8 protein-coding genes and 1 pseudogene are annotated in these 12,683 nt (G+C 69.0%); 4 read left to right on the top strand and 5 right to left on the bottom strand.

Annotation, left to right across the window (positions count from 1 at the left end):
- Window positions 1–9: 9 nt before the first annotated feature.
- On the bottom strand, window positions 10–489 hold the full coding sequence (locus K2Z83_RS24630) for a peroxiredoxin (RefSeq protein ID WP_220597828.1): 480 nt from the start codon (window positions 487–489) through the stop codon (window positions 10–12).
- A 113-nt stretch (window positions 490–602) separates the two neighbouring features.
- On the opposite strand from K2Z83_RS24630, the gene K2Z83_RS24625 reads away from it, so the two are divergent.
- Window positions 603–3,476, top strand: a complete 2,874-nt coding sequence (locus K2Z83_RS24625) for a cation-translocating P-type ATPase (protein WP_220597827.1) — start codon at window positions 603–605, stop codon at window positions 3,474–3,476.
- 27 nt (window positions 3,477–3,503) lie between these two features.
- Here K2Z83_RS24625 and K2Z83_RS24620 read toward each other — a convergent pair whose 3' ends face one another.
- The 3 genes from K2Z83_RS24620 to K2Z83_RS24610 all read right to left on the bottom strand — a co-directional run bounded on the left by K2Z83_RS24620 (window position 3,504) and on the right by K2Z83_RS24610 (window position 7,752).
- Complete coding sequence (locus tag K2Z83_RS24620; protein ID WP_220597826.1) at window positions 3,504–4,838, bottom strand: HlyD family efflux transporter periplasmic adaptor subunit; 1,335 nt, start codon at window positions 4,836–4,838, stop codon at window positions 3,504–3,506.
- Between the two features lie 64 nt (window positions 4,839–4,902).
- The gene (locus K2Z83_RS24615; RefSeq protein WP_220597825.1) at window positions 4,903–5,937 is read right to left on the bottom strand and encodes an ATP-binding protein; all 1,035 of its coding nucleotides are present in this window, start codon (window positions 5,935–5,937) and stop codon (window positions 4,903–4,905) included.
- A gap of 72 nt (window positions 5,938–6,009) precedes the next feature.
- A complete protein-coding gene (locus K2Z83_RS24610; RefSeq protein WP_255604484.1) occupies window positions 6,010–7,752 on the bottom strand; it encodes a peptide ABC transporter substrate-binding protein in 1,743 nt (580 codons plus the stop codon).
- A 139-nt stretch (window positions 7,753–7,891) separates the two neighbouring features.
- On the opposite strand from K2Z83_RS24610, the gene K2Z83_RS24605 reads away from it, so the two are divergent.
- On the top strand, window positions 7,892–8,557 hold the full coding sequence (locus K2Z83_RS24605; RefSeq protein ID WP_220597824.1) for a Crp/Fnr family transcriptional regulator: 666 nt from the start codon (window positions 7,892–7,894) through the stop codon (window positions 8,555–8,557).
- A 54-nt stretch (window positions 8,558–8,611) separates the two neighbouring features.
- Here the strand turns inward: K2Z83_RS24605 and K2Z83_RS24600 are convergent, their stop codons facing one another.
- Complete coding sequence (locus tag K2Z83_RS24600) at window positions 8,612–9,106, bottom strand: PspC domain-containing protein (protein WP_220597823.1); 495 nt, start codon at window positions 9,104–9,106, stop codon at window positions 8,612–8,614.
- Window positions 9,107–9,381: 275 nt separating this feature from the next.
- Here K2Z83_RS24600 and K2Z83_RS30195 point away from each other — a divergent pair, with 275 nt between their 5' ends.
- Window positions 9,382–12,144: an alpha-L-rhamnosidase gene (locus K2Z83_RS30195; protein WP_220597822.1), complete on the top strand. Its 2,763-nt coding sequence runs from the start codon at window positions 9,382–9,384 to the stop codon at window positions 12,142–12,144.
- Window positions 12,145–12,320: 176 nt separating this feature from the next.
- A pseudogene (locus tag K2Z83_RS24590) lies at window positions 12,321–12,683 on the top strand (hypothetical protein); the annotation flags it as partial.

The following is a 12,683-nucleotide window of genomic DNA, read 5'->3' as shown; positions in this document are numbered from 1 at the left end:
GTCACACCATCACAACGAGCACTGGTTGTCGATCACCTCGATCCACTCCACCACGTCTGACACGGGCGGGAGCGGCGGCGCGGTAATCGCCCACTGGGCGTGCAGGGCGCCGTAGCGGTCAAGGATGAACAGGCCGTAGCGCGCGCCGTCGGGAAGGAACTTCTGGCTCGCCGCGCCGCCGGGGTCGAGCAAGATAGGGAAGGGCACATCGATGGCCGCGCGCAGGCCGTCGGCGCGGGCGGCGGGGTCGGCGACGAGCACCAGCACCTCGCCGTCGGCGGCGCAGATATTGCTGTAGACATCGCGCAGCCCCTCGATATATATCCGCGCCAGCATATCGACGCCGGGAAGCATGAGCAGGGCCAGGTGCTTGCGCGCCCGGTAGGCGCTGCGCCGCACCGGCTGGCCGTCGAGCCCGGCCAGGGTGAAGTTCGGCACCACCGCGCCTATGCTGAGCCGGGGCAGGGTGGTGCTGAGCTGCTGGTCCATGGGCGGCTCCTTTGGCTTGTGGTCGGTGTTCGGTCGTCGGTGATCAGTGGCCGTCGCTCTTCCCTCAGCAAGTATAATACCTGCGCTACGCCTATATCACCAGGGAGACCCCTATGACAAGCGCGGCCAAGCCGCCCTACGCCCGCGAGGTGTCCGACCTGCTCGCCGAGCTGGATGTGAGCCCGGCGCGCGGGCTGAGCGCCGAGGATGCCGCCGGCCGCCTGGGCCGCCACGGGCGCAACGAGCTGCCGTCGCCGCCGCCCACCCCGGCCTGGCTGCGCTTCCTGGCCCAGTTCCGCGACCCGCTGACCGGCCTGCTGCTCGCCGCCACGGTGATCTCGTTTGTGGCATGGCTGATCGAGCGCGCCGAGCCGGTGCCCTTCGAGACGATCACCATCCTGGCGATCGTGCTGCTCAACGGCGCGCTCGGCTTCGTCCAGGAGAGCCGCGCCGAGCAGGCGGTGGCCGCCCTCCAGGCCATGTCCTCGCCCACCGCCCGCGTCCTGCGCGACGGGGCGCAGCAGCAGGTGCCCTCGGCCGAGGTGGTGCCCGGCGACATCCTGCTGATCGAGGAGGGCGACACGCTGCCCGCCGACGCGCGGGTGATCGAGTCGATCGCCATGCGCGTGGCCGAGTCGACGCTCACCGGCGAGAGCAGCGCCGTCTCCAAGGATAGCGCGGCCATCCCCGGCGAGGCCAGCATCGGCGACCGGCAGAATATGGTCTTCGGCGGCACCGCCGTGGCCTCCGGGCGCGGCCGGGCGCTGGTGACGGCCACCGGCCCATCGAGTGAGATCGGCAAGATCGCCGGGTCGCTCCAGGAGGCCGAGGACGAGAGCACCCCGCTCCAGCGCGAGCTGGCCAGGGTTGGCAAGCTGCTCGGCATCGTGGTGATCATCATCGCCGTGGTGATGAGCGTGACGATCGTGCTCGTCGATGAGGTGCGCGACCTGGGCGAGCTGGTGGACGTGCTGCTGCTCGGCGTCTCGCTGGCGGTGGCGGCGGTGCCCGAGGGGCTGACGGCGATCACGACGATCGTGCTCTCGCTGGGCATGCAGCGCATGGCGAAGCGCAACGTGATTGTGCGCAAGCTCTCGGCGGTGGAGACGCTGGGCTCGACCACGGTGATCTGCTCGGATAAGACCGGCACGCTGACCAAGAATGAGATGACGGTGCGCGCGGTGATCACCGCCGGCGGCCGGGTGGACCTGACCGGCATCGGCTACGCGCCCGAGGGCGAGCTGGAGCGGGCGGGCGCGCCCCTGGCCGACCCGGCGCTGCGCACGGAGGTGCAGAAGACCCTGCGCGCCGCCGACCTGGCCAACAACGCGGGGCTGCTGCGCGGCGAGGACGGGCGCTGGACGATCCAGGGCGACCCGACCGAGGGGGCCATCCTGGTGGCGGCGCGCAAGGCCGGGCTGACCGACGATGAGCTGGGCGAGCGCTTCCCGCGGGTGGCCGAGGTGCCCTTCAGCTCCGAGCGCAAGCTGATGAGCACCGCCCACACCGATGCCGAGCACCGCGAGCGGGTGATCGTCTTCGCCAAGGGCGCCCCCGACATCCTGCTCTCGCGATGTGAGCACGAGCGGGTGGGAGAGGAGGTCCGCACGCTGAGCGACGAGCGCCGCGCGGCGATCATCTCGGGCGTCGAGTCGCTGGCCGGCGAGGCGCTGCGCACCCTGGGCGTGGCCTACCGCACGCTGCCAATTGCAGATTTCAGATTGCAGATTGCAGATTTGAAAGACGACGCTGAAGCAGCGCGCACGTCACAATCTACAATCTACAATCTGCAATCTGCAATCAGTGAGAAGGACGTGGAGCGCGAGCTGGTCTTCCTGGGGGTGATCGGCATGATCGACCCGCCCCGGCCGGAGGCGCAGGCCGCCGTGGCCGACGCCAGGGTGGCCGGGGTGCGGCCGATCATGATCACCGGGGACCACCCGACCACGGCGGCGGCGATCGCCGCGGAGCTGGGGATCGCGGCGGCGGGCGAGCGGGCGGTGCGCGGGGCCGAGATCGAGCAGATGGACGAGGCGGCCCTGCGGGCGGCGGTGGTCGAGCACAGCGTCTACGCGCGGGTGGCCCCCGAGCACAAGCTGCGGATCGTGCGGGCGCTCAAGGCCAACGGCGAGATCGCCGCGATGACCGGCGACGGCGTGAACGACGCGCCGGCCCTCAAGTCGGCCGACATCGGCGTGGCCATGGGCATCACCGGGACGGACGTGAGCAAGGGCGCGGCCGACATGATCCTGACCGACGATAACTTCGCCTCGATCGTGGCCGCCGTGGAGGAGGGCCGCTCGATCTTCGCCAATATCCAGAAGTTCCTGCGCTACCTGCTCTCGTCAAACATCGGCGAGGTGTTTACCATGTTCTTCGGGGTGGTGCTGGCCGACCTGATCGGCCTGGTGCCCGAGGCGGGCTCGGCGGTGGTGCTACCTCTGCTGGCCACACAGATCCTCTGGGTGAACCTGCTCACCGACTCGGCGCCGGCCCTTGCCCTGGGCGTGGACCCGGCCGACCACGATGTGATGACCCGGCCGCCGCGCGACCCGCGCAGCAACGTGATCACCGGGCCGATGTGGTTCGACATCGTGCTGATCGGTTCGGTGATGGGGGCGGGCACGCTTGGGGTGATGGACTGGGCGCTGCCCGGCGGGCTGCTGCCCGGCGGCGCGGGCGATATCCACTACGCGCAGACGCTGGCCTTCACCACGCTGGTCATCTTCCAGCTGTTCAACGTGTTCAACGCGCGCTTCGAGCGTCACAGCGCCTTCCACAAGCTGGGCAGCAACGGCTGGCTCTGGCTGGCGGTGGCGCTCTCGGTGGCGCTACAGGTGGCGGTGGTGTACGTGCCGGTGCTCCAGCAGGCCTTCAGCACGGTGCCGCTCACGCCGATGGACTGGCTGATCTGCACAGCGGTGGGCAGCACGGTGCTGTGGGCGATGGAGCTGCGGAAGGGCATCGGGCGGCTGCGTGCCGCCTGATGCCCTTCCGCTTGCGGGCGCTGCGCGCTACGGCACGAACGTCACGCTGGCGCTCATCTGCGGGCGCAGGCGCGGGTCCCAGTTGGAGGGGATGACGGTGACAGTGTAGGTGATGTCGCCGTAGGAGTCTTTGCCCAGGGGCTTGATCGCGCTGACGGTGCCGGGGAGGCTCAGGTCGGGCAGGGCGTCGAAGCTGATCGTGGCCGGGGCGCCCACCGCCAGCCGCACCACGTCGCGCTCAGTCAGGTTGTCGGTCTCGACCTTCCAGGCGCTGGTGTCGGCGATGACTGCGGCAGGCGCACTCGCGCCGCCCACCGCCTCGCCGATGTGCAGGTTGAGCTCGCCGATCAGGCCGGCGAAGGGGGCGCGCAGGGTGGCCTTCTCCAGGGCGCGCTCGGCCTGGCGCAGCCCCACCTCGGCCGACTGGATGCGGGCCTGGGCCACCTCCAGATCGACGCCGCGGGTGGGGGCGATGGCCTGGTCGAGACTGGCCTGGGCCGCGCGGGCGGCCGCGTCGGCCGCCTCAACCTGGCCGGCGCGCTCGGGGCCGCGCAGCCGATCCAGGTTGGCCTGGGCCAGCGCCACCTGGGCCTGGGCCGCCGCGATCTGGTCGGGGTCGGCGGCGGCCAGCAGGTTGTCCAGGTTGGCCTGGGCCTCGGCGAGCTGGGCCTGGGCAGCCTGGTTGCCGCTCACCTCGGCCTGGCGGGCCTGGTCGAGGGCCGTCTGGGCCTGGCGCATGGCCTCCTCGGCGTTCTGCACCTGGCGCAGCGCGGCGGCCTCCATATCCTTGTGGGCCTGCGGCAGGTCGCCCGGGTACTTCTCCAGCTCGCGGTTGTCCCAGTAGACCCGGCTGTACTCGTCCTGGAGGGTGCGCAGGGAGTTTGCGGCCTGGGTCAGCTGCGACTCGGCCTGGACTTTGGCCGCCGCGAGGGCGTCGCGCTGCGTGGCGAGGCTGGCCTGGGCCTGGGACACCTGGGCGCGGGCGGCGGCGACCGGCTCGGGGTCGGCCCCGCGGCGCAGCTGGGCCAGCCGCTCGTTCGCCTCGCGCAGCTGGGCCTGGGCCGCCGCGATGTCGCTGGCAGTCACGCCGCCCTGGGTCTGGGCGAGCTGGGCGGCGGCCTGGTCGCGACGGGCCTGGGCGGCGGCGATCTCCTCAGGGCTGGCCCCGGCCTCCAGCTGAGCGTAGGCGGCCCGCGCCTCGCCGAGGGCGGCGCGGGCCTGCTCCACGGCCAGCTCCAGGTCGCGCGTGTCCAGACGGGCCAGCGGGTCGCCCTCGGCGACGGCGTCGCCCTCAGCGACGAGCAGCTCGGCCACGGTGCCGCCGACCTCGAAGCGCAGCTCGCTCTGGCGGAGCGGGCGCACGGTGGCGTCGGCGGTGATCTGGGCGGGCGCGGCGGCGATGGCGGGCGCGCTGGCCGCGCCGGCGCTAGCGTCGGCGTGTGGCGAGCGCGGCGGCCCCGTAGCCGACGACGAGGGCGGCGGCGGCGGCCGGCCAGCTGCCGCTGACCTGGAGGGCCAGGATGGCGATCAGCAGGGGGGCCAGGGCCGCCGCCAGAGCGGCCGGGCTCTCCATGTGCCAGCGCGGCGGCTCCGGCCGCTCGGCCCCCTCCACGATCTCGCCATCCTCGCCGTAGATCGACTCGAACTGCTCGCCCTCGCCCTCGCCGCTGAAGACCGCCGGCGGCAGGGGCGCGCCGGGCACGGGGCGCTCGCGGGCTTCGGCCAGGTAGGCGGCCCGCCAGCCGTAGCCGGGCTGGGTGTGGGCGGTGAAGAGGTGGTGGGCGGCGCGCTGGATGTAGGCCGGGTGGCCGGCGCTCAGCCGGCCCAGCTCGCGGATCTCTGCGGGGCTGAACTCCACCCCGGTGCCGTCCAGGTAGGCCTCGCAGAGCAGCCGCACCTCGGTGGCGGGCATCGCGCCGAGGGTGACGGCGCCGAAGGGCTCGCTGAGCTGCGGCGGCTCGCGGCCCGCCGCCGCGACGAGCAGCAGGTCGAACTCGCCGGCTCCGGGCGGGGCGATCCCGCCGGGGTAGACCGGCACGCTGCGCCGGGCCAGGCGGGCCAGCCGCTCAAGCAGGGACTCGCCCCAGCCCGCCGCGATCGCCGCCTGCGCATTGTCGAGGCAGACCAGCACCGTGTGGCCCTCCTCGGCCATGGCCAGCTCCAGGTCGTCCATCGTCTGGCCGACGCCGCCGAGCGCGCGCACGATCAGGCCGACGCAGGTGCCCGCGTCGGGGAGGACGGCGAGGTCGAGGAAGAGCGAGCGCATGCCGGGCAGCTCCATCACCGCGCCGGCCGACTGGGCCACGTGGGTGATCAGGGATGACTTGCCGACCCCGGGCGCCCCGGCCACCATAGCTGGCCGGCGCCGCTCGATGCGCTCGAAGACCATAGACACCTCGCGCCAGCGCCCGGTGAAGCGGGCCGGCTCGGTGATGCGGGATCGCTCGGTGAAGGGGTTCATAGGAATGTTGAATGATTAATGTTGAATGTTGAATGTTGAATGGCCCATTCAACATTTAACATTCAACATTAATCATTTCAAGAGGTGCCAGCGCTCGATGTTCCAGAGGTAGCGCGGCGAGCTGAGGCTGACCGGGCCGTCGAGGGTGGTGACGGTGGCGCTGAGGGCGACGGGCAGGCGGTCGTCCCAGAGGAAGATGTAGGGCAGCTGCTCGGCGACGCGGGCCTGGGTCTGGCTGATCGCGGCGGCGCGCTCGTCCTGGTTGTAGAGCTGACGGGCGGCCTGGGCCTGGTTATCGTAGGCCGAGTCGGCGAAGCCGACGACGTTGCGGGTGGCCCGGGTGTCGGCCTCGCCCTGGTTGAGCTGGCTTGAGTGGAAGAGCGCGAAGTCGTCGGGGTCATAGTAGGACGAGTCGGCGAAGGCCGGGTCGGCCATGCCGTTGCTCCAGCTGCCGAGGAGCAGGTCGAAGCTGTAGGGCGTGGCGTACTTGGCGAGGATGACCGTGGCGAAGTCGGCTGGCTCGACATCGATCTGGAAGCCGACGCTGGCGGCGGCGTCGGCGATGCGGCGGGCGGCGGCGACGCGGCGCTCATCGTCGCCGCGGACGAAGAGGCTGGCGGTGAGGGTGATTCCGTCGCGCTGGCGGATGGTCGCGCCGGGCGGAAGCGTCCAGCCGGCGGCGTCGAGGATGTCCCGTGCGCCGTCGAGGTCGGCCGAGTCGGCCGGGGGCGGGGTGAGGTCGGCCCAGGAGCCAGGGAGGGCGCTGGAGCTGATCGGGATGCCCTGTCCCTTGGTGGCGGCCTCGACGAGGCGGGGCACATCGACGGCCTTGGCGAGGGCCTGGCGCAGGGCGAGGTCGGCGAAGGGGTGGCCCTCGCGCAGGTTGAAGCCGAGGAAGTAGTAGCCGTTCTCGGGGTAGGCGCCGAGCTGGAGGCCGGGGGCGGCTGCGGCGTCGCTCTGCAGGCCCCAGGGCAGCTCGGCGAGCTGCAGCTCGCCGTCGCCGAGCGCCTTGAGTGCCACGCCGGGGTCGGGGGCGACCACGAAAGCCACCCGGTCGAGCAGGGGCGCGCCCCGGGCGAACCCGTCGAAGCGCGAGAGGATGATCGCCTGGCCGGGCCGGCGCTCCTCAAGCTTGAACGGCCCGCTGCCGACGGGCAGATCCCAGAAGTTTAGGGCGCCGATGTCGCGGCCCGCAAGGATGTGGCGTGGCAGGACAGGCACGGCGAGCGCCGACAGGAGCGGGGCGTAGCGCCCGTTCAGCTGGAGCACGATGGTGCCGCTGGTGGGCGTGGTGACCGCCTCGATCGTGCGCAGGTCGGCCAGGAGCGCGGTGCTAGTGACGGGGAGCGTGCGCAGCTGCTCCAGGGTGAAGAGGACATCGCCCGAGTCGAGTGGTGCGCCGTCGTGCCAGGTGAGGCCGCTGCGCAGCGTGAAGGTGATCGTGCGCCCGTCGGGGGTGGTGTCCCAGTACTCGGCCAGGTCGGGCACGGGGCGGAGCCGCTCGTCGAGGCGCATCAGGCCGCTGTAGAGCATGGCGGTCACCTGCTCCTCGCCGCGGGACCGAGGCTGCCAGGGCCGCAGGTCGGGCAGATCCTCGGCGAGGCGGATGGAGAGGTTCCCTCCGCGCGGGAGCGGCGTGGATGTCGGCGGCGCGGGCGCGGGGCTCGGCGCGGCGGTTGCGGCGGGGGGCGCGGGCGTCCTGACGGCGGCAGGGGCGGGGCCGGCGGCGAAGGAGCACCCGGCGAGGATGGCGCCGATCAGCAGGGTGATGCCCACGCTGAACCAGAAGATCGTGCGGGTAGGCAAAAGGCTCATAGAAGCATTATAGTCCATCTTGGCGGCGGGGTCGGAGCATAGCATTCTCAGGAAATGTTCACCCGTCATTATCACGTATATGCTACAATAGAACAATTATCGTGGCCGGTGTCCGAAAAGGGTGAGAAAGGGGCGTCACATGGCACCTGAGACGAGTGACGGGGAGCCGCAGCGTGTGCTGTGGGCCGCGCTAGAGTCGCTTGGCACGGCGCAGAGCTTTCGCCGGCACAGCTATATCCACACGCCCACACAGCCCGCCTACGCCCTCTACATGCTCATCTCCGGCCAGGTCAGCCTACAGATGCTCTCGTCTGGGGGGCGCGTGCTTACGCTGCGGGTGATGGAGCCGGGGCAGATCTTTGGCCATAGCGTGCTTGAGGGCGCGGCATCCTACGACACCTACGCCGAGGCGCTGAGCCCAGTGCGCGTGATCGCTGTGCCTCGGGCGCCTCTGTTTGATCTCATCCAGCGCAACCCCTCGATGGGCATGGCCCTGATCGAGATGATCGGCCAGCACCGGCTGACGGTGAGCCGGCGGATCGATGAGGTGGCCTTTAAGTCGGTGCCGGCCCGGCTCGCCTCAGTGCTCCTGGAGATGTCGGAGACGCAGGTCAGCGAGGGCCCGCGCCCGCAGCAGCGCGTTCCCCGGCGCACCCACCAGCAGCTTGCCGAGATGATCAACGCCTACCGCGAGACGGTGACGAAGGTGATCAACCAGTTCCGCGACGCGCGCCTGCTTGATGTGGACCGCTCGGGCATCACGCTGCTCAACCCCTCGCGACTTCGCGAGCTCTCGCAGAGCTAGCTCAGTATTAAAAGAGGGGGGCCGGAAGATCTCAACTCTTCCGGCCCCCCTCTTTTATCCCCGCCGCAGTAGCCAGACTCCGCCGGCGATCAGCAGGGCCGGCACGAGCAGCGAGCCAATGCCGGGGATGAGCAGCTTGACGGCTATGAACGCGCCGACGCCGAGCAGAACCACGCCGAGCATGCGCTGGCGGCTCGTCGGGTCGGCACCCGCCGGCTGGCCCGCGCCGAGGTTCTGGATGGGGATCTCCTGATCGGGCTGCTGGGGCGCGCCGGTGCTCGGGTCGATCCGGATGCGCTGTGTGGGCGTGCCCTCGGCCACGAAGACCTGCCCTCCCGGCGGGGAGGCGTGCGGCACGCCGGCCGGCTCCTCTGGCATAATGATCCAGAGCAGCGGGTAGATCAGCAGGCTCGCCCCGCTCAGGGCCAGCAGCACAAATGCGATCCGCACGAGCACCGGGTCGATGCTCAGATATCTGCCGATTCCGCTGGCCACGCCGGCGATCATCTTGTCATCTCGGCTGCGCATCAGTCGTAGTGGTGTCTGCATTGCGGTCTCCTTTGCCCCTTGTTCTCAGTGCCCATAGGACGTGCTGGCGGGCCAAAGAGTTGCGCTGTGCCCCCCGCCAGAGGAGAGATGTGCTATAATTTTCAAGTTACTGATACCACATCTGCAAAACCCTCATGCACCATTCTCGTAGAGACACTACGATACATATAGCTCGTATCGTGACGCTCCTGGTTGCGATATTAATCCCCCGATTGACCGATCTGGCGATTGCCTCAAGCGCCACCACCTCGCAGCGCGTAAATCAGCAGAACCAGGTGTTTTTACCGCTTGTTCACCTAGCGGACACGTTCGGGCAAACCCCCGCGCTCTGGGCGAATAGATCGGCCTCGCCGCCGCCGCACGAGGTGGTGCTGCTTCGCTGCGCCGTCCGGCTGGATGGGCCGCTGGCCGACGCCGAGCTACAGATATTTGCCGACACGCGCTACGAGGCCTGGCTGGAGGGCTCATTTATCGGCCGCGGCCCGGCCCGCTTCTCGCAGGTGCGCCGCGAGTACGATGTGATCGCGCTGAGTGATCTGGCAGCCGGGGATTATACGCTGGCGGTGCTTGCTCAATGGGCGCCAAACTTACGCCGCTCTGAGTCGATCGCACCACAGGTACAGGGCCGGATCGTTGGCTCGGATGCTGAGGGGAGCCGTCGCTCGATCATCCTCACATCGACCATGTGCGCGGCTGTGAGCAGCACGGCGTGGAACACTCACCCGGCGCCGGTCCACACCTGGGGCATCTTTGGCCCCACTGAGCTGCTTGATCTGCGCGCGCTCCCGGCAGGATGGAATCAGCCCAGCTTCGACTCCTCAGCCTGGCCGAGGGCGGTGGTCCGCGAGCCTACGGCCGCCACGGCGATCTATCAGCCCCGCTCGATTATGCCGCTGGCGAATGTGCCGATCACCCCGAAGATCATCGCTGTCGGCCAGCTCTCCCCTAACGCATGGGTGGGCGAGCTGATCCCGGGGCCTGATGGTGCGGCATCATATACGTTTACCCTTGAGCATGATGCCAGCGTGACGCTCCAGGCGCTCTCCCCCCCCGGCCAGCCGGCGCTCGCGAGTGTCGCAACACTTGACGCGCAGCTGCTTGGCTGGTGGCAGCAGCCCTCGATGCACCCCGACCGCTACCAGGTGAGCGTTTCGCTGAGCGCCGGGAATCATCGGCTCGCGGTCGCCGGCCTTCCCCCTGGCGAATCCTGGGCCTTCAGCATCAGCGGCCCGATAAGCTCCCCCCCGCCTGCCCTCGGCGTCGGCGCTCACGCCGGGCGGCGCCTGCTGCTGCCGGATCTTGTCGCCGACCCTGCGGCCGTGACTCGCTTCGGCACGTCTGGTCTCAATATGAGCTTTGGCCCTGGGCCGTCCTACGCCATCCTCGACCTGGGGCGCACCGTGCATGGCCGCCTGGTGGCCGATGTCGCTGGCCCAGCGGGCACCTTGATCGACATCGGCTGGGACGAGCGGCTCTGGCAAGGCGTGCGCCCGCTGCCCTACCCTGGCTCGCTCCACCCCGAGTGGAACCAGAGTGACTCGTGGGTGCTTGCCTCAGACTCACATACCCTGACGACCATTGATGCGCGCGCCGGGCGGTATGTGCTGATCGCCGTCTGGGCGTCGACACCAACAACGCTACTGAACCTGCGGATCCTGGAGGAGCGCTACCCGCTTGTGCAGCGCGGGAGCTTCAGCAGTGGAGATGCGCGCCTGGATCGGATCTGGCAGGTGGGCGTCGATACGCTGCGCTCGAATATGACTGACGCCTATGCCGACCCGTGGCGCGAGCGCGGGCAGTGGTGGGGTGATGCGCATATCGCCGACCTTGCAAATAAGGTCGCCTTCGGCGACGCCACCCTGCTGCGCCGCGGGCTCATGCAGATGGCCGATACGGTGACAGACACCCAGCCGATGGCGCTGGCACCAAGCGGTGGGGGCCTCCACTTCGTCGATTATGGGATGTACTGGGTGCAGAGCGCCTACGACTATGGCCAGCGCACGGGCGACTGGTCGTTTGTTGAGTCGATCTACCCGAAGATCCAGACGTTTATGCGCTACCTCGCTAGCCTGGAGAGCCCCGAGAGCGGGCTCATCGATATGAGCCTGGCGGTTTCCGCCACGGTCTATATCGACTCGAACAGCTACTGGGATCGGCGTGGTCAGACGACGGCGGCCAACGCTTTTTACTACGGCACGCTGCTTGATAGCGCGGCGATTGCTGAACAGCTTGGGATGTCGGACCAGGCCGCAGCGTGGCGTCAGCGCGCGGCGACGCTGCGCGTAAAGGCTAATCAGGTGCTCTACGTCCCTGCGCAGGGGCGCTATATCGGGGGTGTTTTCAACGGGCAGCGCACCGACCCTACCCCGCAGGCCCAGGCGGCAGCGCTCGCCTTTGGGCTTGTTGCCGATAGCGAGGCGCAGCGGCTCGCCGACTCGCTGCTCACGATGCTCGGTACCCCCGAGAAGCCGGGCGCACAGATCCTTGGCACATATATGGTGCTCAAGGGCCTTGGCCGGGTTGGCCGGATCGATGATGCGCTCTCGGTGATCGATCGTTTCTTTGGCTCGATGCTCGATCGTGGCGCGACATCATGGTGGGAGAGCTACATTGCTGACGGGTACTATATGTCGAGCCTGTCGCACGCCTGGGGTAGCTCGCCGACGTGGTTTCTGAGCACCTATCTGCTCGGCTCTCGTCAGATCAGCCCTTCCCAATGGGAGGTGCAGGTGCCAGTCACCACGCGCGCCGGGGTGTCTGGGCGGCTGCCCCTGGCTCAGAACGACGGTGATCTTGTGGTAGACTGGTCGGCGGGCGCGTGTGGTCAGATCCAGCTGACGGTGAGCGGCCCTGCTGGGATGAGCGGGACCGTCGCCGTACCTGGCTCCGGCGCTGATAGCTCGGTCTGGCTCGACGACGTGCGGATATGGGATGGCGGGCAGCCGATGGGGGGCTCCAGTATCACATTCAAGGGCGGCATGTTTACGCTCGCGCTTGGCTCTGGCGTGCATTATCTTGAGACCCGGCGCAGCTGCTGAGACTACTCATGATCTGTGACTTCGATGGAGGCAGCGCAATGTCGCTGCCTTCATCTGTCTTGGGATCGCACAGGGTTCGCCGCGACCCCTTTGTCGGCTTAGTCCTCCGTGTTCTGATGCAGCATGCCTCTGCCCATTGTGATGTTCGTCCGCTGCTAGTATGGGAGGTTCTTTCTATGTCCCGGCGCAAACAGTTTGTCTCGCTGCTCCTTTTACTTCTTGCTTGTCTGGGCGTATCGCAGCTGCCCGTGGCTGCGCAGGCACCGACGAGCCGGGTATACCTGCCGCTGATCGGGCTCCCGCGCCCTCCGTCGATCTTTGGGACTGAGGCGACGCTGTATGGCTTCGGGGACACTCGGGTGCTTACGCAGGCGCGCAACCTTGGGGCATACTGGATGCGGGTGAATGGTGTGGAATGGAGTAAGGTTGAGCCAGCGCGCGGCGCCCCCTATAACTGGGCGGCCCTCGCGCAGATCGACGCGGCGCTGGCCTCGTTGAAGACACTGGGCATGACGCCGGTGGTGATTGTTCGTGGCACG

It is taken from the genome of Oscillochloris sp. ZM17-4 (genome assembly GCF_019599295.1).
In the GTDB taxonomy this organism is placed as follows: Bacteria; Chloroflexota; Chloroflexia; order Chloroflexales; family Chloroflexaceae; genus Oscillochloris.
The sequence above is the reverse complement of the archived record's forward strand: the minus strand, read 5'-3'. Positions and strand labels throughout refer to the sequence as shown.

Coding starts and splice junctions, on each gene's coding strand:
- K2Z83_RS24630 (WP_220597828.1), bottom strand. CDS start 489: ATGGACCAGCAGCTCAGCACCACCCTGCCCCGGCTCAGCATAGGCGCG.
- K2Z83_RS24625 (WP_220597827.1), top strand. CDS start 603: ATGACAAGCGCGGCCAAGCCGCCCTACGCCCGCGAGGTGTCCGACCTG.
- K2Z83_RS24615 (WP_220597825.1), bottom strand. CDS start 5,937: ATGAACCCCTTCACCGAGCGATCCCGCATCACCGAGCCGGCCCGCTTC.
- K2Z83_RS24610 (WP_255604484.1), bottom strand. CDS start 7,752: ATGAGCCTTTTGCCTACCCGCACGATCTTCTGGTTCAGCGTGGGCATC.
- K2Z83_RS24605 (WP_220597824.1), top strand. CDS start 7,892: ATGGCACCTGAGACGAGTGACGGGGAGCCGCAGCGTGTGCTGTGGGCC.
- K2Z83_RS24600 (WP_220597823.1), bottom strand. CDS start 9,106: ATGCAGACACCACTACGACTGATGCGCAGCCGAGATGACAAGATGATC.